The 23,944-nt window shown below is 62.4% G+C and carries 21 protein-coding genes, 1 pseudogene and 1 riboswitch; of the genes and pseudogenes, 19 read left to right on the top strand and 3 right to left on the bottom strand.

The window, feature by feature from the left end; translation table 11 throughout:
* Positions 1-81 precede the first annotated feature (81 nt).
* The 8 genes from rsxA to AC56DI_RS09060 all read left to right on the top strand — a co-directional run bounded on the left by rsxA (position 82) and on the right by AC56DI_RS09060 (position 7,363).
* A complete protein-coding gene (gene rsxA, locus AC56DI_RS09095; RefSeq protein ID WP_324517977.1) occupies positions 82-666 on the top strand; it encodes an electron transport complex subunit RsxA in 585 nt (194 codons plus the stop codon).
* Positions 663-1,238, top strand: coding sequence for an electron transport complex subunit RsxB (gene rsxB / locus AC56DI_RS09090; protein WP_496345875.1), 576 nt, complete (start codon positions 663-665; stop codon positions 1,236-1,238). Before rsxA ends, rsxB begins: the two co-directional genes overlap by 4 nt.
* Positions 1,235-3,541, top strand: a complete 2,307-nt coding sequence (gene rsxC, locus AC56DI_RS09085; protein ID WP_496345874.1) for an electron transport complex subunit RsxC — start codon at positions 1,235-1,237, stop codon at positions 3,539-3,541. The genes rsxB and rsxC overlap by 4 nt, the downstream gene beginning before the upstream one ends.
* Before the next feature lie 381 nt (positions 3,542-3,922).
* On the top strand, positions 3,923-4,954 hold the full coding sequence (locus AC56DI_RS09080) for an RnfABCDGE type electron transport complex subunit D (protein WP_496345873.1): 1,032 nt from the start codon (positions 3,923-3,925) through the stop codon (positions 4,952-4,954).
* A gap of 2 nt (positions 4,955-4,956) precedes the next feature.
* Positions 4,957-5,610, top strand: coding sequence for an electron transport complex subunit RsxG (gene rsxG, locus AC56DI_RS09075; protein ID WP_496345872.1), 654 nt, complete (start codon positions 4,957-4,959; stop codon positions 5,608-5,610).
* Complete coding sequence (locus AC56DI_RS09070; protein WP_496345871.1) at positions 5,603-6,313, top strand: electron transport complex subunit E; 711 nt, start codon at positions 5,603-5,605, stop codon at positions 6,311-6,313. Before rsxG ends, AC56DI_RS09070 begins: the two co-directional genes overlap by 8 nt.
* Positions 6,314-6,434: 121 nt before the next feature.
* The gene (nth, locus tag AC56DI_RS09065) at positions 6,435-7,073 is read left to right on the top strand and encodes an endonuclease III (protein ID WP_422587657.1); all 639 of its coding nucleotides are present in this window, start codon (positions 6,435-6,437) and stop codon (positions 7,071-7,073) included.
* A 107-nt stretch (positions 7,074-7,180) separates the two neighbouring features.
* The gene (locus AC56DI_RS09060; RefSeq protein ID WP_422587656.1) at positions 7,181-7,363 is read left to right on the top strand and encodes a PA3496 family putative envelope integrity protein; all 183 of its coding nucleotides are present in this window, start codon (positions 7,181-7,183) and stop codon (positions 7,361-7,363) included.
* A 64-nt stretch (positions 7,364-7,427) separates the two neighbouring features.
* Here AC56DI_RS09060 and AC56DI_RS09055 read toward each other — a convergent pair whose 3' ends face one another.
* The gene (locus AC56DI_RS09055; protein ID WP_496345870.1) at positions 7,428-8,054 is read right to left on the bottom strand and encodes a LysE family translocator; all 627 of its coding nucleotides are present in this window, start codon (positions 8,052-8,054) and stop codon (positions 7,428-7,430) included.
* Positions 8,055-8,133: 79 nt separating this feature from the next.
* Between AC56DI_RS09055 and AC56DI_RS09050 the strand changes: the two genes are divergently transcribed.
* From AC56DI_RS09050 to AC56DI_RS09030, 5 genes and pseudogenes are all read left to right on the top strand, one after another.
* Positions 8,134-9,099, top strand: coding sequence for a 2-hydroxyacid dehydrogenase (locus AC56DI_RS09050; protein ID WP_496345869.1), 966 nt, complete (start codon positions 8,134-8,136; stop codon positions 9,097-9,099).
* 72 nt (positions 9,100-9,171) lie between these two features.
* A pseudogene (locus tag AC56DI_RS09045) lies at positions 9,172-10,164 on the top strand (methyltransferase); the annotation flags it as partial.
* A 107-nt stretch (positions 10,165-10,271) separates the two neighbouring features.
* A riboswitch (yybP-ykoY riboswitch) is annotated at positions 10,272-10,371 on the top strand.
* Positions 10,372-10,477: 106 nt separating this feature from the next.
* Positions 10,478-11,080 carry a TMEM165/GDT1 family protein gene (locus AC56DI_RS09040; RefSeq protein WP_496345868.1) on the top strand — a complete coding sequence of 201 codons (603 nt, stop codon included), beginning with the start codon at positions 10,478-10,480 and terminating at the stop codon, positions 11,078-11,080.
* 164 nt (positions 11,081-11,244) lie between these two features.
* Positions 11,245-11,688: a ketosteroid isomerase-related protein gene (locus tag AC56DI_RS09035; protein ID WP_496345867.1), complete on the top strand. Its 444-nt coding sequence runs from the start codon at positions 11,245-11,247 to the stop codon at positions 11,686-11,688.
* 154 nt (positions 11,689-11,842) lie between these two features.
* Entirely contained in the window at positions 11,843-13,903 is a 2,061-nt protein-coding gene (locus AC56DI_RS09030; RefSeq protein WP_496345866.1) for a putative bifunctional diguanylate cyclase/phosphodiesterase, read from the top strand.
* Positions 13,904-13,980: 77 nt separating this feature from the next.
* Here the strand turns inward: AC56DI_RS09030 and AC56DI_RS09025 are convergent, their stop codons facing one another.
* The gene (locus AC56DI_RS09025) at positions 13,981-14,871 is read right to left on the bottom strand and encodes a GIDE domain-containing protein (RefSeq protein WP_496345865.1); all 891 of its coding nucleotides are present in this window, start codon (positions 14,869-14,871) and stop codon (positions 13,981-13,983) included.
* Positions 14,872-14,874: 3 nt separating this feature from the next.
* On the bottom strand, positions 14,875-15,447 hold the full coding sequence (locus AC56DI_RS09020; protein WP_422587650.1) for a LemA family protein: 573 nt from the start codon (positions 15,445-15,447) through the stop codon (positions 14,875-14,877).
* Positions 15,448-15,633: 186 nt separating this feature from the next.
* Between AC56DI_RS09020 and AC56DI_RS09015 the strand changes: the two genes are divergently transcribed.
* The 6 genes from AC56DI_RS09015 to AC56DI_RS08990 all read left to right on the top strand — a co-directional run bounded on the left by AC56DI_RS09015 (position 15,634) and on the right by AC56DI_RS08990 (position 23,926).
* Complete coding sequence (locus AC56DI_RS09015; protein ID WP_496345864.1) at positions 15,634-16,950, top strand: imelysin family protein; 1,317 nt, start codon at positions 15,634-15,636, stop codon at positions 16,948-16,950.
* A 98-nt stretch (positions 16,951-17,048) separates the two neighbouring features.
* Positions 17,049-18,458, top strand: a complete 1,410-nt coding sequence (locus AC56DI_RS09010) for a di-heme oxidoreductase family protein (protein WP_496345863.1) — start codon at positions 17,049-17,051, stop codon at positions 18,456-18,458.
* 10 nt (positions 18,459-18,468) lie between these two features.
* On the top strand, positions 18,469-19,530 hold the full coding sequence (locus AC56DI_RS09005) for an imelysin family protein (RefSeq protein WP_496345862.1): 1,062 nt from the start codon (positions 18,469-18,471) through the stop codon (positions 19,528-19,530).
* 8 nt (positions 19,531-19,538) lie between these two features.
* Positions 19,539-20,636, top strand: a complete 1,098-nt coding sequence (locus tag AC56DI_RS09000; protein WP_496345861.1) for a DUF1513 domain-containing protein — start codon at positions 19,539-19,541, stop codon at positions 20,634-20,636.
* Positions 20,637-20,716: 80 nt separating this feature from the next.
* Positions 20,717-22,342, top strand: a complete 1,626-nt coding sequence (locus AC56DI_RS08995) for a methyl-accepting chemotaxis protein (protein WP_496345860.1) — start codon at positions 20,717-20,719, stop codon at positions 22,340-22,342.
* A 375-nt stretch (positions 22,343-22,717) separates the two neighbouring features.
* Positions 22,718-23,926, top strand: coding sequence for an efflux RND transporter periplasmic adaptor subunit (locus AC56DI_RS08990; protein WP_496345859.1), 1,209 nt, complete (start codon positions 22,718-22,720; stop codon positions 23,924-23,926).
* The last annotated feature ends 18 nt before the right edge of the window (positions 23,927-23,944 follow it).

The following is a 23,944-nucleotide window of genomic DNA, read 5'->3' as shown; positions in this document are numbered from 1 at the left end:
CGGCGTCGCTTGCCGATAATACGCAGCTATACAACCTGCCTTCTGCCTGCTTGCGACGGTACTCACCATGGCCACCCCCGCATGACCGAATTCGCCCTGATCCTGGTCAGCTCCATCCTGGTCAACAACTTCGTCCTCGTGCAGTTTCTCGGCCTGTGCCCATTCATGGGCGTTTCGAAGAAGATCGAGACCGCCATTGGCCTGTCCCTAGCGACCACCTTTGTACTGACCCTGGCTGCCATGTGCAGCTATCTGGTCCAGCAATACGTGCTCAAACCGCTGGATATTGAGTTCCTGCGCACCATCAGTTTCATTCTGGTGATTGCCGTGGTGGTGCAGTTCACCGAGATGGTGGTAAATAAAACCAGCCCGCTGCTGTACCGGGTGCTGGGCATCTTCCTGCCGCTGATCACCACCAACTGCATCGTCCTCGGCGTGGCCCTGCTGAATGCCAACAAGGCCGAGTTCACCTTCTTCACCGCTACCGCCAACGGCTTTGCCGCCGGGCTGGGCTTCTCTCTGGTGCTGGTGCTGTTCGCCGCCATGCGTGAACGCATTGCGATTGCCGATGTGCCCGTACCCTTTCGCGGCGCCGCCATCGGCATGCTCACTGCTGGTCTGATGTCCCTGGCCTTTATGGGCTTTGCTGGGCTGATCAAGCTATGAGCCTGATCCTGATTGCCGTGCTCGCCCTGCTCGCCATGTGCCTGGTGTTTGGCGCAATCCTCGGTTACGCAGCAGTGCGCTTTCGCGTTGAAGGCGACCCCATCGCCGAGCAGGTCAATGCCCTACTGCCGCAGACCCAGTGCGGCCAGTGCGGCTACCCCGGCTGCAAGCCCTACGCCGAGGCGATTGCCAAAGGCGACAAGATCAACAAATGCCCACCTGGCGGCGAAGCCACTATTCAAGCTCTGGCCGACTTGCTCGACGTCGAAGCCGAACCCCTGGACGCGGTCGAAGGCGAAAAGCCGCAGATGGTCGCCTTTATCCGCGAGGCTGAGTGCATTGGCTGCACTAAGTGCATCCAGGCCTGCCCGGTGGATGCCATCGTCGGCGCCGCCAAACAGATGCACACCGTCATCATCAGCGAATGCACCGGCTGCGACCTCTGCGTCGAGCCCTGCCCAGTGGACTGCATCGACATGCTGCCCGTAAACGGCAACCTGCAAGGCTGGAAATGGCAGTTGCCGCTGCCCCCTAGCCAACTGATCGCCACCGACCGGGAGCAAGCGGCATGACTGCGCTGATCGACCACGCCCAACAGGTCTGGGACATTCCCGGCGGCATCCACCCGGCCGAACATAAAGAGCTGTCCAATCAGCTGCCGATTCAGCCCGCGCCTTTGCCTGCGCGCCTGATCCTGCCACTAAGCCAACACCTGGGCGCGCCCGCCGAGCCGAGCGTCAGCGTGGGTGAGCGGGTTCTCAAAGGCCAGCTACTCGCCGCCGCCAACGGTTTGGTTAGCGTGCCGGTGCATGCACCGACCTCCGGCACCATCAGCGCCATAGGCCCGCAGCCCTTCCCCCATGTTTCGGGCTTGCCGGCGCCGGCCATCGTGCTCGACAGCGACGGCCTGGAGCAGTGGACCACCTTGCAGCCCTGCCCGGACTATCGCCACCTTGAAGCCACGGAGCTGCTGGAAAAAATCCGTCAGGCCGGCATCAGCGGCCTCGGCGGCGCTGGCTTCCCCACGGCAGTCAAACTCACCGCCCGCGCGCAGCAGAAGATTCACACCCTGATCATCAACGGTACGGAGTGCGAGCCTTACATCACCGCCGACGACCTGCTGATGCGCGAAAAAGCCGACGCACTGATCAGCGGCATCGACATCCTGGTGCAGTTGATACAGCCCGACGCAGTGCTGATTGGCATCGAAGACAACAAGCCCGAGGCCATCGCTGCCGTGCGCGCCGCCCTCAGCGAGCGCAGCTACAGCCTCAAAGTCTTCCCCACCAAGTACCCCTCCGGTGGCGAGAAGCAGCTGATCCAGATTCTCACTGGCCATGAAGTCCCCAGCGGCGGCCTGCCTGCCGACATCGGCATGCTCTGTCAGAACGTCGGCACCTGCGTGGCCATCCATGACGCCGTGGTGCTTGGCCGACCACTGATCTCGCGCATCACCACCCTCACCGGCACCGCCCTGGCGCGACCGATGAACGTCGAAGCGCTGCTGGGCACGCCCGTCAGCGAGTTGCTGGAGTTTGCCGGCCTCGACCGCAAGCACCTCAGCCGCCTATTGATGGGCGGGCCGATGATGGGTTTTACCCTGCCCTCCCTGGACGTGCCGCTGATCAAGACCAGCAACTGCCTGCTGGCCGCCAGCCGCGACGAGTTGCCAGCGCCCGCGCAGGCGCTGCCGTGCATTCGCTGCGGCGACTGCGCCGAGGCCTGCCCAGCCAGCCTGCTGCCGCAACAGCTGCATTTTTTCGCCCTCGGCCAGCAGCATGAACAGCTCAAGGCGCACCACCTGTTCGACTGCATCGAATGTGGCGCCTGCGCCTACGTTTGCCCGTCCAGCATCCCGCTGGTGCAGTACTACCGCGCCGCCAAAAGCGAAATCCGCGAGCTGGAACACAAGCAACTGAAGGCCGAGCAGTCGCGCCAGCGCTTCGAACAACGCCAGGAACGCCTGCGCCGCGAAGAGGAACGCAAAGAAGCCGAGCGCCAGGCCCGCGCGGAGAAAGCCGCCCGCGCCAAAGCCGCCCAAGCCGAGGCAGGCAGCAGCTCGGCCGCCGTCGGCAGTGCCCCCAGCAGTGCCGCAACCGCGCAGATCGACCCGCTCAAACGCCTGAAGATCGAAGCCAGCATGACCCAGGTGGCGCTGAAGAAGGCCGAGAAGCAGTTGGCCATCCACGCCAGCAGCGAGTTGCAAAGTCAGGTGGATGAACTGCGCATCGCCGCCGAGGCCGCACAACAGGCACTCACTGCCGAACTGAGCAAAACCGCAACTCCGCCAGCCAGCACGCCAGCTGCCGACGACAACGTCCTGAAAAAAGCCAAGATCGACGCCGCTATGCTCCGTGCCCAACTGCGCAAGCTGGAGAAGGTCGAAGCGCCGAGCAGCGAGCAAGCAGCCGAGCGCCAACAATTGGCCACTCAGCTGGAGGCCGCCGAACAACTGCTGGCCAGCCTGCAAAGCCAAGCACCCGCTGCAGCGGAAAAACCCGCCGAAAGCAGCGAGCTGAGCCCCTTGAAACGGGCCAAGATCGAGCTGGCCATGCGCCGTGCCGAGTTGAAAAAAGCCGAGAAAGCCTTGAGCGACGACAGCGTGTTGGTGGCCCTGCGTAACGCCCTGGCGGAGGCTGAACACGCCCTGCATGCCGCCGAGGATGCCTCCGGCAAGCCGGCGCCGGAGCTGGTGCGCACCGATAAGCAGCCCGTGGACGAAGCCACTCGCGCGCTGAAAACCGAGCTGGCCTTTGCCCGCGCTGACCTGCGCAAGCTGGAGCGCGATGACAGTAGCGACGCCGCTGTGCTGGCCGCGGCCCGGCAACGCCTGGCCCAGGCAGAGCAACAGCTAGAGGCCCACATCAACAACTGAACACCTGGCACGCCGCGTAGCCCGGATGTAATCCGGGACGCAGAAGCACGAACAAGGCTCTATCCATGTTGCACGTTGAGCCCTTGTAGGCGCGGATTTATCCGCGAATTTCGCGGCTGAAGCCGCTCCTACAGTGTTGGCCTCGCCGCGTAGCCCGGAGGTAATCCGGGACGCGGAAGCACGAACAAGGCTCTATCCATGTTGCACGTTGAGCCTTTGTAGGAGCGGATTTATCCGCGAACTTCACGACTGAAGCCGCGCCTACAGCGTGTGCCTAGCACCACGAATAACGCCGGACGCCCTCCGGCCAACCGATCAGCCAGAGTACCTGCGCCGCCACTGGCCAGGCACGTGAACGTCTTAGTCAGCTCCGGAGCACCAATGGCCCTGCCCCGCATCACTTCGCCCCATGCCACCGGCAACCAGCGCACCCAACGGGTGATGCTGCAGGTGCTGCTGGCCACCGTGCCGGCGGTGCTGGTCCTGACCTGGCTGTTCGGTATCGGCACCCTGGTCAACCTGCTGTGGACCAGCTTGGTAGCGCTGGGCTGCGAGGCCGCGATCCTGGCCATTCGTAAACGGCCCATCGCCTTCTACCTCAAGGACGGCAGCGCCCTGGTCACCGCCGTGCTGCTCGCCCTAGCCCTGCCGCCCTATGCCCCCTGGTGGCTGACCCTGATCGCCGTGGGCTTTGCCATCATCTTCGGCAAGCAACTGTATGGCGGCCTCGGGCAGAACCCCTTCAACCCGGCCATGCTGGGCTATGTGGTGGTGCTGATTTCCTTCCCGCTGCCGATGACCACCTGGCCGGCGCCCCATAGCGTCGGCATGCTCGCTGGCATCGAACACATCTGGGGCCTGGCCAGCCTGCCCGACGGCTGGAGCCAAGCCACAGCCCTGGACAGCCTGAAGCTCAACAAGAGCCTGACGGTCGACGAACTCTGGGCCCAGAACCCAGCCTTTGGTCGCTTTGGCGGCCAAGGGGTGGAATGGGTCAACCTAGCCTTCCTGCTCGGCGGTCTGTACTTGCTCAAACAAAAACTGATCAGCTGGCACGCACCCGTGGGCATGCTCGCCGCACTCGCCGTGATGAGCCTGCTGTTCTGGAATGGCAGCGGCTCGGACTCAAACGGCTCGCCGCTGTTCCACCTGCTGACCGGCGCCACCATGCTTGGCGCCTTCTTTATCGTCACCGACCCGGTGTCTGGCGCCACCAGCCAACTGGGCCGGATCATCTTTGGCGCCGGTGTCGGCGTGCTGGTGTACATCATTCGCACCTGGGGCGGTTACCCGGACGGCATGGCCTTCGCGGTGTTGCTGATGAACCTGACCGCCCCGACCATCGACTATTACAGCCGCCCGCGTACCTACGGCCACCGCAAAGCCGAACGCGGTTTCAAGATCGGGGAGTGAGCATGAACCTGCCAGAAATCAGCCGCTCCATGCTGAAAAACAGCGTCATTCTCGGCCTGTTTGCCGTATTTACCGTCGGTTTGGTGGCCATCACCCAGCAAGGCACCGCTGAGCGGATTGCCAGCGCCGAGCGGGATGCCAAGGCCCGGGCCCTGAGCGAAATCCTGCCGCCCGGCAGCTACGACAATCACCTGTTGGACCACCCGCGCTCGGTGCAAAGTCCGCTACTCGGCTACAGCCAAGCCAAGCCGGCCTATATCGCCCGCCTGAATGGCCAGATCAGCGCGATCATCTTCCAGGTCAGCGCGCCAGACGGCTACAGCGGCGCCATCCACCTGCTGGTGGGGGTCAAGGCCGATGGCACGCTGGCTGGCGTGCGGGTTATCAGCCACAAGGAAACCCCAGGCCTGGGCGACAAGATTGAGCTAAGCAAAAGCCCGTGGATCGGCGCCTTTGCTGGCACATCCCTGACGGCGCCGGATGAATCGGGCTGGGCAGTGAAAAAAGACGGCGGCCAGTTCGACCAGTTCGCCGGCGCCACCATCACCCCACGGGCGGTGGTCAAAGCCGTGCACCAGACGCTGCAGTATTTCGATCAGCAACGCGCCCACTTGCTAGCCCCCGACACCGGCAGCGGAGAACACAACAATGGCTAGTTATCGCGAAATTGCCGTCAACGGCCTGTGGAAGAACAACCCCGGCCTGGTGCAGTTGCTGGGCCTGTGCCCGCTACTGGGGGTGAGTAACTCGATGGTCAACGCCCTCGGCATGGGCATCGCCACGGCCCTGGTACTGGCGGCCTCCAACGCCGCCGTGGCGCTGATCCGCCGTCAGGTCACCGATGCCGTGCGCCTGCCGGTGTTCGTGATGATCATTGCCGCCCTGACCACCTGCATCGAACTGCTGATGCAGGCCTTCACCTATGAGCTGTATCAGATCCTCGGCATCTTTATTCCGCTGATCACCACCAACTGCATCATCCTCGGCCGGGCCGAAGCCTTTGCCGCGAAAAACAGCGTGGCCCATGCCAGCTTTGATGGCCTGATGATGGGTACCGGCTTCGGCCTGGTGCTGCTGGCCCTGGGCAGCGTGCGCGAGCTGCTCGGCACCGGCATGCTACTGAGCAATATGCAGCTGCTGTTTGGCGCCCAAGCTGCCAGTTGGCAGATCGAAGTGTTCCCTCACTACCCGGGCTTCCTCCTCGCCATCCTGCCACCGGGTGCCTTTCTGGTTCTGGGCTTGCTGATCGCGGGTAAAAACTACCTGGATGCCCGCGCCAGCGAACGTGCCAAGGCCGCGCACGTGCCGGTCGAAGCAGCGCCCAGCCGGCGCGTGCGGGTTACCGGGGTAATCGAGTGAACGCGGCCAAACGCCTGGAGATCTTCCGCCGCCTGCACGAGGACAACCCAGAGCCGAAGACCGAATTGATGCCCTACAACGCAGTCAGTCAGAATCGGCTGCCAAATCGTGGTGCCCGAGCATGAACGCCGCCAAACGCCTGGAGATCTTCCGTCGCCTGCATGAGGACAATCCCGAGCCGAAGACCGAGCTGGCCTACAATTCGCCCTTCGAGCTGCTGATTGCGGTGATTCTCTCGGCCCAGGCCACCGACGTCAGCGTCAACAAGGCCACCGCCAAGCTATATCCCGTCGCCAACACCCCAGAGGCGATCTACGCCTTGGGGGTCGCGGGCCTGAGCGAGTACATCAAGACCATCGGCCTATACAACAGCAAGGCCAAGAACGTCATCGAAACCTGCCGCCTGCTGGTGGAACAGCACGCCAGCCAGGTGCCGCAAACCCGCGAAGCACTCGAAGCCCTGCCCGGCGTGGGACGCAAGACCGCTAACGTGGTGCTCAACACCGCCTTTCGCCAGCCGACCATGGCCGTGGACACGCACATCTTCCGAGTCAGCAACCGCACGGGCATTGCTCCGGGTAAAAACGTGCTGGAGGTGGAGCGTCAGTTGCTCAAGTTTGTACCTAAACAATTCCTCCTCGACTCCCATCACTGGTTGATTCTGCACGGGCGCTACGTGTGCCAGGCGCGCAAACCGCGCTGTGGCAGCTGCCGGATCGAAGACCTGTGTGATTTCAAGCAAAAGACCAGCGACGATTGAGCCTTTAACAGCTTGGCTATACTGCCGATTGAAAAAATCTTTTTTACCCTTCATCGCTTTGCCGCTATAAGGTCCGCCAATGGCACCCCACAGCTGGAGTGAAACTGATGAGCACTGAAACCCAACCCCTCGAAGTAGACGACGACCTGGTCGCCGAGGACGGCGAAGAAGCCGCCGAAGCACCGGTGGAAGTCGCCAAAACCAACCTGGCCAAACGTCGAGTGATCGACAACTACCTGGAAGAGCGGCGCTTGCAAAAGCAGCTGAACGACTATGACTTCGACCTCTAGTCCTACCCCCCACTAAAAAAGCCCCGCAGGGATCACTCGCGGGGCTTTTTTGTTAGCGCAAGGCTCAGTGCAGTTCGCTGAACGCCACCTTGATGCCCAAGCCAACCAGCACCGCGCCCATCAGCCGGTCAAACCAGTGGCCCAGGCGCACAAAGCCGCGACGCACCCGCGCCTGGCTGAACAGCAGCGCCACTGCGCAAAACCACACAGCGGTGGCCAGGGCCAGATACAGGCCATAACCCGCCTGCACCAGCAGTGGGGTTTGCGGGCTGATCACCAGGGTAAACAACGACAGAAAAAACAACGTGGCCTTGGGGTTCAGGCCATTGGTGACGAAGCCGCGGACAAACGCCGCCCGTGGCGAACGCGCAGCAAGCGGCGCCAGCTCGGCACTGGCAGGATCGGCCGGACGGGCCTGCAAGGCACGGATACCGATATAGATCAGATACGCCGCCGCCAGCCACTTGAGCAGATTGAACAGCACAATCGACTGCGACACGATCAGACCGATACCCAACAGGCAGTAGCCGACGTGCAGCAAGATCCCACTGCCAACCCCCAAAGCCGTCCAGATCCCGGCATGGCGACCATTGCTCACGCTTTCGCGCAGCACGATGGCAAAGTCCGGGCCAGGGCTGGCAACAGCCAGCAGATGCACCAGCGCCACCGTGAGAAATTCCGTCCAGTACATGCAGCCTCCACAGCCGTAATCGCCTTCTGTTAGGCTGGCGAGCTTATCCGTACACCCTCCCCAGCAACAGGTACAGCTGATGAATAATGGCCGCCGCGCAGTATTTCTCGACCATGCCTCACTGGATCTCGGCGACCTCGATATGGCACCTCTGCGGCAGCTCTTCAGCGATCTGCACCTGCACGCCCAGACCCCGCCAGAGCTCATCATCGAACGCCTGCAAGGCGCTCAGGTGGTCATCAGCAACAAGGTGCTGCTGGATGCCAGCACCCTGGCCGCCTGCCCGGATCTCAAGCTGATCCTGATCGCCGCCACCGGCAGCAACAATGTCGATCTCGCCGCCGCACGCGCCCAGGGCATTACCGTGTGCAACTGCCAAGGCTACGGCACCCCGGCGGTGGCCCAGCACACCCTGATGTTGCTGCTGGCCCTGGCTACGCGCCTGCCCGACTACCAACAGGCCGTCGCTGCAGGGCGCTGGCAGCAAGCCAGCCAGTTCTGTTTACTGGACTATCCGATCATGGAGCTGCACGGCAAGACCCTCGGCCTGCTCGGCCATGGCGAACTGGGCAGCGCCGTCGGCCGCCTGGCCGAAGCCTTCGGTATGCGCGTGCTGCTCGGTCAACTGCCCGGCCGCCCGACGCGCAGTGATCGTCTGCCGCTGGATGAGTTGCTACCCCACGTGGACGCCCTCAGCCTGCACTGCCCGCTCAACGAACACACCCGCGACCTGATCGGCGCCGCTCAATTACAGGCAATGAAACCCAACGCCCTCTTGGTCAATACTGCCCGCGGCGGTCTGGTCAACGAGCAGGCCCTGGCCGACGCCCTGCGCAGCGGCCATTTGGGCGGCGCCGCCTGTGATGTGCTCAGCAGCGAACCACCGCAGGCCGACAACCCGCTGCTGGCCGGCGATATTCCGCGCCTGATCATCACCCCGCACTGTGCCTGGGGTAGCCGCGAAGCCCGGCAGCGCATCGTCGGCCAACTGGCAGAGAATGCCCATGCCTACTTCAATGCCGCGCCACGCCGCCTGATCAACTGAGCACGCGGGCAGGCAATACCCAGACGTGGCCAAGAATCGGCTAAGCTGAGCCACTTTTTCCAAGGAGCAATCATGGACCCGCGAAGCGAAGTACTCCTGCGTCAGGCCGAGCTGTTTACCGGCAACCTGCTGCTGGCAGGGCTACCGGGCGATGACCTGCTCGGTCGCTTCCCCGCTGCCCACGGCTGGAGCTGGCATGCTGGTGAACAGGCCCAGCTGCAGGCACGCTTCGCCGGGCGCAGCCAGTTTGCTGTGAACGTGCCAGATGCGCCGTTCGAGGCGGCGGTGCTGTTCCTGCCCAAATCCCGTGAACTCTGCGACTACCTGCTGCAGGCCCTCGCCGCGCGCCTGGGCGGTCGCGAGCTGTTTCTGGTTGGGGAAAAACGTGCCGGCATCGAGCGTGCAGCCAAACAGCTGGCCAGCTACGGCAAGCCGCGCAAACTCGACAGCGCCCGCCATTGCCAACTCTGGCAGGTGCGGGTGGATCAGGCGCCCGTCGCCCCAGACTTGATGGCCCTTGCTCAGCGGTATGAACTGCCACTGGCGGACGGCCCGCTCAAGGTCGTCAGCCTGCCAGGGGTGTTCAGTCACGGTCGCCTGGATCGTGGTACGGCCTTGCTTTTGCAGCACCTCGATCAGCTGACAGCCGGCCACATTCTCGATTTTGGCTGCGGAGCGGGCGTGCTTGGCGCCACCCTCAAGCGCCGTTACCCAGAGAGCCAAGTAACCTTGCTGGACGTCGACGCCTTCGCCCTCGCCAGCAGCCGCCTGACCCTGCAGGCCAACGACCTGCAGGCCGAGGTCGTGGCCGGTGACGGCATTCATGCCGCGCCCTTCGAGCTGGATGTGATCATCACCAACCCGCCGTTCCACCAGGGTGTGCACACCGAATACCAGGCGACCGAAACCCTGCTGCGCGAAGCGGCCAAGCACCTCAAGCCCGGCGGCGAATTGCGCCTGGTGGCAAACAACTTCCTCAAGTACCCACCAATCATCGAAGCCAATCTCGGCCCCTGCACCACCCTGGCGGCAGCGGACGGCTTTCACCTGTACCAGGCCAAACGCCCGGCCGAGGTGCGTACCTCCAACCGTGAAAGCCGCGCCGAGCGCGATTGGCGGCGCAACCTCTGAGCGCCGAACGCTTGCCGATAGCGGCAGGCTTGGGCACAATGCGCCCCGTCCTAGGGGAGTAGTCTCCCGCGAGCGCTAGCTCGCCCGGCACGCGTCAACATACTTGGTCAACAGACCATGGCGCGTGCGACCCACGCCTGCCTACGCAGGCCGCCGGTTTGACAAGACCTATGACACGTACACCTCACCCGGGGCGGGAAGGTCGTTCGTGTCATAGCCAATTGTTAACCCGCCCCAAGGAATCCCAATGCTCGAATCCCTGGTCGTCCCCACCTTTATCGTGGCCATCGCCGAAATCGGTGACAAAACCCAACTGCTTGCCCTGCTGCTGGCCGCGCGCTTTCGCAAACCCTGGCCGATCATCGCCGGCATCATCGTCGCCACCTTGGCCAACCACGCCGCCGCCGGCGCCGTAGGAAGCTGGGTCGCCAGCTTTTTCTCAGCCGCCACCCTGAGTGCCGTGCTGGCATTGGCGTTTGCGGCCGTGGCCCTGTGGACTCTGGTGCCGGACAAACTCGACGATGACGAAGCCTCGGGCCTGAAGCGCTATGGCCCGTTCCTGACCACTCTAATCGCCTTCTTCCTGGCCGAGATGGGTGACAAAACCCAGGTGGCCACGGTGATGCTGGCCGCCCAGTACCCGCACTTCATCATGGTCATTATCGGCACCACCCTGGGCATGCTACTGGCCAACGTGCCCGTGGTGCTGGCCGGCAACTTTGCCGCCGAGCGCCTGCCGCTGACCCTGATCCGCCGCATCGCGGCCTGCGCTTTCGCCCTACTGGCGCTGTATGCCGGCTACCAGGCGCTAAGCCTGGCGGGAATAGGGCCTTTTGCTGTTTCATCGTAAGCCGCGCAGCAACGAAGGAACCGGTAACACGCCTGCAGCGGCCTAGTGTGAGCTGGTTCAAAAACTCGCTTAACGCTGTCACGGCGGCCAATCCCGGCGCCCACAGAGGCGCTAGAGTGCGCAACCTTTTGCGCACTCTAGCGCCAGCCCTGTGGAGCTCCACCATGTCATTGGATGACTTGAAACGCCTGGTTTGTCAGCACATCGATCTGTCCTGGAACAAAGGCCGCCTGGCCCTGACCGAGCGCCTACACAGCAAGGACTTTCTATATAAAAGTTCGTTTATCGGGCGTCCGCTGAACAGCAGCGCCTTCACCCAGATGGTCCATGACATTCGCCTGGCCATGCCCGACCTGCAGGTGGTGGTCGAGGAGTGCATTGCCGAAGGCAACAAGGTGGTGACCTGGAGCACCCTGATCGGCACCATCGAAAAACCGGCCTTCGGCTACCCACCCAGTGACAAAGTGCTGAGCATCTCAGCCATGGCGTTCTGGACCCTCACGCCCAGTGGCGAAATTCAGGAAATCTGCACCATGTTCGACATGGAAAGTTTTCGTGCCCAGCAGGGTCTGGCCATTCAAGCCCTGGAAGAAAAGGCTCTACCCTGAGCCTCGAGTCCTTGTCAGTTGTAAAGCGTCGTCGCAACCAGTAACTTGCGGAAAAAAAAGGCCTTGAGTAAAAATCAGGCTTTGACGGTTATCGAGACTTTGCCAATACTCACAAGCAGTTGAGTCCTCGAGCATCGAACAAGGAATCATCCATTTGAAGCTTGATCTCAGGCACAGTTTGTCGCTGAAACTCCTGCGCGTGGTGCTTCTCTCGGCCCTGATCGTTGGGCTGGTGTTGAGCTGCGCGCAAATCGTCTTTGATATCTACAAAACCCGCCAGACCGTCGCCAACGATGCCCAGCGCATCCTGGCCATGTTCAGCGACCCATCGACCCAGGCGGTTTATAGTCTGGACCGAGAAATGGGGCTGCAGGTGATCGAAGGCCTGTTCCAGAATGACTCGGTGCGCTACGCAGCCATTGGCCATCCGAATGAGCCCGTGCTAGCGGAAAAATCTCGTCCGCTGCTGGATATCGAGAGCCGCATTCTTACTGACGTAATCCTCGGCAAAGAGCAGACGTTCAGCATTCCCCTGGTTGGCCGTGGACCGTACAAAGAGTATTACGGCGACCTCAACATCACTCTCGACACCGCCCCTTATGGCGAGAACTTCATCACCAGTTCGGTGGTGATCTTTATTTCCGGCATGCTCCGCGCGCTGGCCATGAGCCTGGTGCTGTACCTGGTCTACCAATGGCTGCTGACCAAGCCGCTGTCGAAAATCATTGAGCACCTCAGCAACATCAACCCGGACCGTCCCAGCGAGCACAAGCTGCCGATGCTCAAGGGCAACGAGAAAAATGAACTGGGGCTGTGGATCAATACCGCCAACCAACTGCTGGCCTCCATCGAACGTAACACCCACCTGCGCCGCGAAGCCGAAAGCAGCCTGCAACGCATGTCGCAGTACGACTTCCTCACCGGCCTACCTAACCGCCAGCAACTGCAGGAGCAACTCGACCAGATCCTCAGCGACGCCGGCCGCGTGCAACACCGGGTGGCGGTACTCTGCGTTGGCCTGGATGACTTCAAGGGCATCAACGAACAATTCAGCTACCAGACCGGGGACCAGTTACTGCTGCTGCTGTCTGACCGGCTGCGCAGCCACAGCGGTCGTCTCGGCGCCCTGGCCCGCCTGGGCGGCGACCAGTTCGCCCTGATCCAGGCCGACATCGAGCAACCTTACGAAGCTGCCGAGCTGGCGCAAACCATCCTCGATGACCTGGAGCAGCCGTTTGTGCTCGAACACCAGGAAATCCGCCTGCGCGCCACCATCGGCATCACCCTGTTCCCGGAAGATGGCGACAGCACCGAGAAGCTGCTGCAGAAAGCCGAACAAACCATGACCCTGGCCAAAAGCCGCTCGCGCAACCGCTACCAGTTCTACATCGCCAGCGTCGACAGCGAGATGCGCCGCCGCCGCGAACTGGAGAAGTCCCTGCGCGAAGCCCTCGCCAACAATGAGCTGCACTTGGTTTATCAGCCCCAAATCGATTACAGCGACCATCGCGTCATTGGCGTCGAGGCCCTGCTGCGCTGGCAACACCCGCAACACGGCTTTGTTTCGCCGGACATCTTCATCCCGCTGGCTGAGCAGAATGGTTCCATCGTGGCGATTGGCGAGTGGGTATTGGATCAGGCATGCAAGCAACTGCGCGAATGGCACGATCAGGGCTTTATCGATCTGCGCATGGCAGTCAATCTGTCCTCGGTACAGCTGCACCACGCCGAGCTGCCACGCATCGTCAACAACCTGCTGCAGGTCTATCGCCTGCCGCCGCGCAGCCTGGAGTTGGAAGTCACCGAAACCGGCCTGATGGAAGACATCACTACCGCCGCTCAGCACCTGCTCAGCCTGCGCCGTTCCGGAGCCCTGATTGCCATTGACGACTTCGGTACCGGCTACTCCTCGCTGAGTTACCTGAAGAGCCTGCCGCTAGACAAGATCAAGATCGACAAGAGCTTCGTCCAGGACCTGCTGGAAGACGAGGACGACGCCACCATCGTGCGCGCCATCATCCAGCTGGCCAAAAGCCTCGGCATGCAGGTGATCGCCGAAGGGGTAGAAACCATCGAGCAGGAAGCCTACATCGTCGCCCAGGGCTGTAACGAGGGCCAAGGTTACCTGTACAGCAAACCGCTGCCGCCACGGGAGCTGACGCTATTCCTCAAACAGTCCCGACGTTTGAGCCCTGCCAACTCCGCGTCGCTGTAAAACATCAGCGCGCCCACAAAAAAGCCGCTCACCTGGCAGAGGTAAGCGGCTTTTTTGTGGCGCATTTAACGGCTGAATCAAGGCAGCGCGTTGCGCAACAACCAGGTCAACGCCAAAGCACCAATCAGGCAAACCACGCCACCGGCCAGTGCCTGCCAGTAAAACTGCCGCGCCAACTGGTCTTCACCATGGCTGGAGAGGATAAACGGCTGCGCCTGATTAGGTTTGCCCATCTGGTGCTGTGCCGGCTGCAGGCTCTGCACGCGGTGGCGATCCTCAGCTTCAAGCTGTGCGGCAAGACGCACTCGACTCCACTCTGACTCGTCCAGCTGCGCATTGTGGTCACTATCGAACCGCTCCAAGAGCTCGGAATAATTGGCCTTCCATTCGCGCACAACCGCCCCCTGGAGCGCATTCATATCCAGTCCCTGCTGACTGGCACCGGTGGTGCGGAAACCACCGATGGCATACAACGGCTCGCCCTGATGCAAACGCTCTTCGGTATAGCGGTATTGCTTGCCACTGGAGAACCAATCGAACAACCCACCTCCGCCCATTGTCAGTGGCGCTTGGTCGCTCTGCCAGACCTCCTTGGTCGCCGGACGTATTTCCGCGCCCTTGGGATCAATCAGGCACTCGCCAGTGCCATCGGACAGTAGGAAGCACGCCTCGCTACTACCACTTTTCACCACCCGCCAAGAGTTACGCTTTTCGCCGCTGCTGTATTCCTCGACCTTGAAGCGCCACCACAGACAGGGTTTACCAGTCAGCCGCGCCTGCAGACTGGCTTGATGCTCCTGCAGCACGCCGTATAGCTCGACATAGCCCTGGGCTGCCGAGCGAATCTTCGAGGTCGGGGTATCCTGTAGATAGCGCGCTTCGGCCATCCGCTTCAGCGACCACCAGCCACCGCCCACACAAGCCCCCACACTGGCGGCCAGGGCCACAACCAGCCCATCGATTTCCATGCTTTAGCTGAACAGCGACTTGAGGTCGACGTCAGCCTTCTCGGCCTCGCTGAACTGCAGCAGCTCGGCGGCCTTGAAGCCGCAGCGGCTGGCGATCAGCACGTCGGGGAACTGCTCGATACGTACGTTATTGAGATTGACCGCCTCGTTGTACAACTCACGGCGATCGGCAATGCCGTTTTCCAGACCACTGATGCGTTGCTGCAAATGCTGGAAACTCTCATTGGCTTTCAGTTGCGGATAATTTTCCGCCAACGCAAACAGCTGACCCAGGCCCGCGCGCAGCCCACTTTCGGCCTGCCCCAAGGCACCCACATCGCCCTTGTCCCGCGCACTGGCCACAGCATTGCGCGCCGCGATCACCGCCTCCAGAGTGTTGCGTTCATGCTGCATGTACTGCTTGCAGGTCTCGACCAGCTTGGGCAGTTCTTCATGGCGCTGACGCAGCAGCACATCGATGTTCGCCCAAGCCTTGCTCACCCCGTGCTTAAGGCGCACCAGGCCGTTGTAGAGGTTGACCAGGTAGGCCACCAGCAAGAACAGCACCACAACAAGAGCAACGGCGGTCAGGCTCATACAGGCTTCTCCAGAAAACCAAAGTAATGACGGGCGGATTCTAACCACAGTCAGGCCGCCGCGCTGAGGTCCAGTCGGCCAAATGTCAGCGACGGCTCACGCGCATCAAAATGCAAATCCTTCGCATTACGTTGTAGTTTCAGCTACTATCGCCGCCGTCATCTTCTTGCCGCTAAGGACTTCGCCATGCTTCGTATGCCCCTGGCCAGCGCCAGCCTGCTCGCTCTCGCCATCACTCTCGCCGGCTGCGGCGAAGATAAAGCCACTCCGCCAGCGGCTACGGCGCCCGTAGCCAGCAGCGCCAGCGCACTCGACCCGGCCGCCAGCAAGGCCGTGGTTGCCCATTACGCCGCTCTCGCCTCCGCGGTGTTCAACGATGCTGCCAGCACCGGTAAAGCACTGCAGAGCGCCGTTGACGCCCTGCTGGCCGCGCCGAGCGAAGCCACCCTCAGCGCCGCCCGCACCGCCTGGCTGGCCGCTCGTGTGCCCTACATGCAAAGTGAAGTGTTCCGCTTCGGCAACGGCGTGGTCGACGACTGGGAAGGTCAGCTCAATGCCTGGCCCCTGGATGAAGGCCTGATCGACTACGTGGCCAGCAACTACCCGCACGCCTTGGGCAACCCCGGTGCCACCGCCAACATCATCGCCAACAAGCAGATCCAGGTGGGTGAAGACAAGCTCGATGCCAGCGCCATCACCCCGGAACTGTTGGCCAGCCTGAATGAACTGGGCGGCTCCGAAGCCAACGTCGCCACCGGATACCACGCCATCGAATTCCTGCTTTGGGGTCAGGACCTCAACGGCAGCAACCCAGGCGCAGGTCAGCGCCCGGCCAGCGACTTCATTCAGGGTGACGGTTGCACCGGCGGCCATTGCGACCGCCGCGCCAGCTACCTGAAAGCGGCCACTACCCTACTGATCACCGACCTCGATTACATGGCTGGCCAATGGCAAGCCGGTGTGGCCGACAACTACCGCGCCAAGCTTGAAGCAGAGCCGGCCGAGAATGGCCTGCGCAAAATGCTCTTCGGTATGGGCAGCCTGTCCCTTGGCGAACTGGCCGGCGAGCGCATGAAAGTCGCCCTGGAAGCTAACTCGACTGAAGACGAGCACGATTGCTTCAGCGACAACACCCATAACTCGCACTTCTTCAATGCCAAGGGTATCCGTAACGTCTACCTCGGCGAATACCTGAAGGCGGACGGCAGCACCCTCAGCGGCCCAAGCCTGTCTGACCTGGTAGCCAAAGCGGACGCCCAGGCCGACAGCACCCTGAAAGCCGATTTGCAGGCCAGCGAAAGCAAGCTGCAAGCCTTGGTCGACAGCGCCGAGAAAAACCACGTGCACTTTGACCAACTGATTGCCGCCGACAACAAGGCCGGCCAGCAAATCATCCGCGACGCCATCACAGCCTTGGTCACCCAGACTGCGGCGATCGAACAGGCGGCCAAGAAACTGGGCATCAGCGACCTCAACCCGGACACCGCTGACCACCAGTTCTAAACCCACTGCGGTATCGCTAACGGGCGCCCGACTTTTATGAGCCGGCGCCTGTTGGCATTTCTACCCAGCCCCGCTGCAACGTCACGAGATGCTCGAACATGCCTGCACTGCTAAGCCGCTTCGTCGGTTTGTCCTTACTGCTGACCTTGGCGGCCTGCGACCAGTCCCCACCGCCTGCCGAGCCTGGTGAAGCCCTGTCCGGCGGCAGCGCCACAGTGCAGCAAAGCGATCACAACGCCTTCTCCCTGCCCTCCGCCAACCTTTCGCCATCTCGGCGTCTGGACTTCAGCGTCGGCAACAGTTTCTTTCGCAACCCCTGGGTCATCGCCCCGGCCACCACCACCGCCCGCGATGGACTGGGGCCGTTGTTCAACACCAATGCTTGCCAGAACTGCCATATCAAGGACGGTCGCGGTCATCCACCCGCCGCGGACGCGGAAAGCGCCGTGTCCATGCTGGTGCGTCTGTCCATCCCTGCCGGCCCCGCCGATAAGACCAGCCTGCTGCACGCAGGCATCGTCCCCGAGCCGGTGTACGGCGGCCAACTGCAGGACATGGCCATCCCCGGCAGCGCGCCGGAAGGTAAGGTGCGCATCGACTATCGCAGCCTACCCATGCACTTTGCCGACGGCACCCAGGTTGACCTGCGCCAACCCACACTGCAGATCAGCCAGTTGGGTTACGGCCCGCTGCACCCCGACACCCAGTTCTCGGCGCGCATAGCACCGCCGATGATCGGCCTCGGCCTGCTGGAAGCCATCCCTACAGCCAGCATTCTGGCCAACGCCGACCCTGACGACGCCAATGGCGATGGTATTTCCGGCCGCGCCAACCAGGTCTGGGACGATGCCCTGGGTAAAACCGTGCTCGGCCGTTTTGGCTGGAAGGCCGGCCAACCGACGCTCAACCAGCAAAACGCCCACGCTTTTGCCGGCGACATGGGCCTGACCACAAACCTGTTGCCCCGCGACGATTGCACCGCTACCCAAACAAGCTGTCGCCAGGCCGTCAACGGCGGCCAGCCGGAAGTCAGTGACGACATCCTCGCCCTGGTGTTGTTCTACAGCCGCAACCTCGGCGTCCCGGCGCGTCGCCAGGTCGATGACCTGCAAGTGCGCCAGGGCAAACAACTGTTCAAACAGGCCGGCTGCAGCAGTTGCCATACCCCATCGTTCACCACTCGCACCGATGCCGCCGAACCCGAGCTGGCTAACCAGTTGATTCGCCCTTACAGCGACCTGCTGCTACATGACATGGGCGACGGTCTGGCGGACAATCGCGCGGAATTTCTTGCCAGCGGCCGCGAATGGCGCACCGCCCCGCTGTGGGGCGTGGGCCTCACGGAAACCGTCAATGGCCATAGCCAACTGCTGCATGACGGCCGTGCCCGCAACCTACTTGAGGCGATTCTCTGGCATGGCGGCGAAGCTGAAGCCGCCCGCCAGCAAGTGCTCACCTTCGATGCCGAACAACGTGCCGCCCTGCTGGCCTTTTTGCATTCTCTCTAAGGAGCCGTTCATGTTCCGTATGCCCGTTACCGCCACCTTGTTGGCCCTGGCTCTCAGCGCCTGCAGTCCCGCAGACCCGCATCAGCAAACCAGCAGTGCCCTGGCCAGCGGCGTGCTGCTGCCGGCCTACCAGCAATGGCTGCAGGCCGACCAACAACTGGCCGCCAGCAGCCAGGCGTTTTGCCAAGGTGAGGCGGACCTGGCCAGCGCCCGCGCTGCCCTGCTCCAAGCCCAGGGGGCCTGGAGCGCCCTGCAACCGCTGCTGCTCGGCCCGTTGGCGGAAGGCAACCGTGCCTGGCAAGTGCAGTTCTGGCCGGACAAGAAGAATCTCGTCGCCCGCCAGGTCGAAAGCCTGTTGAGCAAGCCGGAGCCCCTCACCCAGACAGCGCTGGACCAAGCCAGCGTGGTGGTTCAGGGCCTGACCGCCAATGAATACGTGCTCTTCGAGCAAAGCCTCGACCTCAGCCAGGCGGAGCAAAAAAGTCGTTACTGCCCGCTACTGATCGCCATCGGCGGCCACCAGCAGACGCTGGCGGGCAGCATGCTCGAACAGTGGCAGGCAAAGGACGGCATGCTCGCGCAACTGCAAGCCTTCCCTAACGAGCGCTATGCCGACGGCAAAGAAGCCATCGCCGCGATCCTGCGCAGCCAGGTCACCGGCCTGGAAGGCATGAAAAAGAAACTCGGCACCCCACTGGGCCGGCAAACCAAGGGCCTGCCCCAGCCCTATCAAGCCGAAGCCTGGCGCAGCAACGCCAGCTTGAGCAACCTGCTGGCCAGCCTCAATAGCGCCGAACAGGTCTGGCAAGGTGCTAAAGCCGACGGCCTGCGCGCCCTGCTGAGCAGCGAACAACATGAACTGGCCAACCGCATCGACAGCGCCTACCAGGACAGTCGCCAGCAGTTGACGGCCCTCAAGCAGCCCCTCAGCGAACTGCTGAGCAACGACAGCGGCCGCGCACAATTGAATGCCCTGTACGACAGCTTCGGCCGCCTGCATCGCCTGCATGAAACCGACCTGGCCAAGGCCCTGGATATCCAGCTGGGCTTTAACGCCAACGATGGCGACTGAGGCCAACAATGAACCGTAGGCATTTTCTTCAGTTCAGTGGCCTCGCCCTGCTCGGTGCCGGGGCGCTGGGCGGTTGGACTCTGACCCAGCAAACCCATCAGCCGCTGCTGCTGTCTGCCCGTAACGACGCGGCCGGACGCCACTACGCCGTCGGCTTTCGCCTGGATGGCAGCCAGGCATTCAGCACCCAGGTGGCCAGCCGCTGCCACGACATCAGCGTGCATCCACAGCAGCCGCTGGCGCTGTTTGTCGGCCGTCGTCCCGGCACTGAGAGCTACCTGATCGACTGCCGCGACGGCCGTCTGCTGCAAACCCTGCGCACACCGGCAGACCGCCACTTCTATGGCCACGCGGTGTTCCACAAGGACGGCGAATGGCTGTACAGCACCGAGAACGACACCCGCGAGCCCGGTCGCGGCGTGCTGGGCGTCTGGCGCCTGAGTAATGGTCAGTTGCAGCGCCACAGCGAACTGTCGACCCACGGCATCGGCCCGCACCAACTGCTGTGGTTGCCCGACGGTGAAACCCTCGTGGTGGCTAACGGCGGCATCCGCACCGAGGCCGACAGTCGCGAGGCCACCAACCTCGATGCCATGGAGTCGAGTCTGGTACTGATGAGCCGCGACGGCAACCTGTTCAGCCGCGAACGCCTGGCCAACCCACTGAACAGCATCCGCCACCTGGCCGTAGCCGCCGACGGCACCATCGCCTGCGGTCAGCAATATCAGGGCGAACTAGGCGACGCCGTGCCGCTTCTGGCAATCAAGCGCCCCGGCCAAGCCTTGGCAGAGTTCCCGGTGGCTGCCGAGCAACGCCAGGTCATGCAGCAATATTGCGCCAGCCTGGCGATTCACGATGAGCTGCGCCTGTTGGCCCTCACCGCCCCACGGGGCAATCGCCTGCTGATCTGGGATTTAGACAACGCCCGCCTGCGCCTGGATGCCCCGCTCCCCGACTGCGCAGGCGTCGGCGCGGTGGCCGAAGGCTTTGTGGTCAGCTCCGGAGTTGGCCGCTGTCGTCTCTACAACTGCCACAGCGAAACCATCGGCGGCCGGCCGCTGGAACTGCCTGCCGGGCTGTGGGACAACCATTTGCGCCTGGCCTGAAGCAAGAACTCGCTCAAGTTACAAATCCTGACGCCGACCTATACTGGAACTTCTAGGTTCCCCAACATTGAGGCGTCAGCATGGCCATCCAAAACTCCCTGCGCAGTCAAACCCTAGTCCTGCTCAGCGGCAGCTTGTTGCTGATGCTGCTGATTGCCTTGGGCTGCTTCAAGTTCCTCTCCGGCAATATCCACGCGTATCAAAATCTACTGGCCCAGGAAATGCTGGCTGCCAGTGAGGTCGACCAAGCCAACCTAGAGTTCAAGATCCAGGTGCAAGAGTGGAAAAACGTGCTCTTGCGCGGCAGCGACCCAGCCGCTCTGGACAAGTACTGGAACCAGTTTGTCGAGCAGGAAACCAAGGTTCAGCACAGCCTTGAAGCTCTGCTGGCTGTGCCGGCGCTCGAGGACGAGTTCAGACAACAAGCCAGCCGCCTAAAAGATGAACACCGTAGCCTCGGCCAGGCCTATCGCCAGGGCCGCGCCGCATTTATTGCCGCCAATGCGGACGGCAAAGCCGGCGATGCTGCGGTCAAAGGCATCGACCGCGCCGCCAGCGAGCAGATGTCCGCTTTGGTCAAGCAGCTGCATGAGCACGCCCAGAATAAATCTGTGGCGATTGCCAGCAGTGCCAGTGGCACCATTCTCAGTGGCGTATTGATTCTGGTCGGGGCGGCCATCGTGGTGGCCATTGGCAGCCTGGCCCTGGTCAATCGCAACTTGCTGGTGCCTATCGGCACACTCACCGGCCATATCGAACAACTTAGCCGCGGCAAGATTGGCCAACGCCTGATCAACCAGCGCCACGACGAACTGGGTCGCCTGACCGACTCCGCCAATCTGCTGCGCGACTTTCTCGCCGATGCCAGCCAACAACTGCACCACAGTACCCAGGAGCTGGACAGCGCCAGCGGCAACCTCAATAACATCGCCACCCTGATGACCGAAGGCGTGCGCGAGCAGTTCGACCGCACCGATCAAGTGGCCACCGCCATGCAGGAAATGTCCGCCACCGCCCAAGAGGTTGCCCGCCATGCCGCCGAAGCGGCCCACGCCGCCGACGACGCCGACAGTTCGGCGCGCCAGAGCGACAACGTTATGCAGTCCACCATCAACACCATCACCAGCATTCGCAGCGAGATTGCCAACACTGCCAGCGTGATTCGCACCCTGGAAGCCGACAGCGGTCGCATCGGCAAGGTGCTGGAAGTGATTCGCGGCATCGCTGAACAAACCAATCTGTTGGCCCTTAACGCCGCCATTGAAGCGGCCCGCGCAGGCGATGCAGGTCGTGGGTTTGCCGTGGTGGCCGATGAAGTCCGCAACCTGGCGAAAAAAACCGCCGACTCCACCGCCGAGATCAACCAAATCATCAACGATGTACAAAACAGTGCGGTAAATGCCGTGCGCGCTATCGAAAGCGGTCAGAGCCGCAGCGAAGAAGGCGTTGAACAAGTCACCCAGGCCGGCGCCATGCTGCAGCGTATCTCCGGCGCCGTGGAAGCAATCCGCGACATGAACCGGCAGATTGCGACCGCCGCCGAAGAACAGACCTCAGTGGCTGAAGATATCTCGCAAAACCTCACTGAACTGACCGCCATCGCCAACGCCAACCAAGAGCATGTTGCTCGCACGCAAACCGCCAGCCACTCCCTGCAAGACCTGTCCAGTCAACTGGGCGGCGTCAGCCAGCGCCTCCAGGCCTAAGCCTCGCGCAGTACCTGGCCAAGCAGCCAGGTACTGCGCCTCCCCCCCCTCCTCAATTAGATCGAAACGGGCAACAGCCTGTTACGCGAAAGCGACGCCGTAAACTTTTGCAAAGCAGCACTTTTGACTCTAGAGGCCGCGCAGGGCTAAGGTGCGAGGCTTGATAGGGTTTGTTCCCATTCCATTCGCGGCCGCGCCGGCCCGCCCCTTCGGGTTGCGCGAGAAATGCCCCCGCTGTTGTTGCAGGACTTGGTAAGGAAATAGCCATTACCGGCGTCCTGCGCCTAACCGGGGACTCTTTTTCGCAGCAACGCGGCGTGCGATGAAACGGGAACAGACCCTAACGCCCCTCCTGCCAAGCCAAGGATTCGGACTATGTTGCGCCGCCGCATGCTGACCATGCTGGGTGTGGTTACCCTCACGGTACTCGCCCTCGCCACCGCTAAATTCATCTCCATTTACCAGCAGATCCAGCAGTTCAGCGGACCGCGGCCACCGATTGCGGTCAGCGCCGCGACCGCTAGCCTGCAGCCCTGGCAGAACCTGCTGCCGGCCATCGGCAGCCTGAAAGCCTTTCAAGGTGTGGAGCTGACGGTAGAAGTAGGCGGCACGGTCAACGACCTGCAGTTCAACTCCGGCGAGAAAGTCCGCCTGCACCAGCCGCTGGTGCAACTCGACAGCGATGTGGAACAGGCCAGCATGGCCACCGCTCAAGCCGAACTGGGCCTGGCCAAGGTCGAGTACGAGCGCGGCAAGAACCTGGTGGGGCGCCAGGCGATCTCGAAAAGCGAGTTCGACCGCCTGAGCGCCGAGCTGCAAAAGTCCATCACCCGCGTGGCGCAACTCAAGGCCCTGCTGGAGAAGAAACGCATCATCGCGCCGTTCGCCGGCACCATCGGCATCCGTCAGGTGGATGTCGGTGACTTCGTTGCCGCCGGCACCCCGGTGGCCACCCTGCAGGACCTCTCCACCCTGTTCGTCGACTTCTTCCTGCCGGAGCAGAACGTGCCCCTGCTGGCCATCGGTCAACAGGTGCGCATCAAGGTCGCGGCCTATCCCGATGAGGTGTTTATCGGTCAGATCAGCGCCATTAACCCCAAGGTCGAAGACAGCACGCGCAACCTGCAAGTGCGCGCCATGCTCGCCAACCCCAATGGCAAGCTGCTGCCGGGCATGTTCGCCAACCTGCAGGTGCTGCTGGCCGAACAGGCCGAGCAAGTAGTAGTGCCGGAAACCGCGGTGACCTTCACCCTCTACGGCAACAGCCTGTATGTGGTGGTGCCCCATACGCCGGAGCCTGCGCCCAACCCGTGCGAGTCTGCCGTTGGCAGTTTGATGTGCGCCGTCGGTATCGCCCAGGCCCCTGCGGCCGCCGAGCAGCCCGTGCAGGACCTGCAGGTGGAGCGCCGCTTTGTCGAAACCGGTGAGCGCCGCGACGGCCAGGTGGTAATTCGCAAAGGCCTGAAGGCCGGCGAGCAGATCGTCACTGCCGGCCAGTTGAAGCTGGATAACGGTGCCCGCGTCAGCCTGATCGCTGATCAGGCCCTGACCGGCAAAGCCAACAGCCAGCCCGCCGCCAACTGATTCGGCGCCCGCGCCAAG

The organism is Pseudomonas sp. BGA-UO-ETr-WB11 (genome assembly GCF_059567785.1).
Note: the sequence above shows the minus strand (reverse complement) of the source record. Positions and strands in the feature narration are given on the sequence as shown.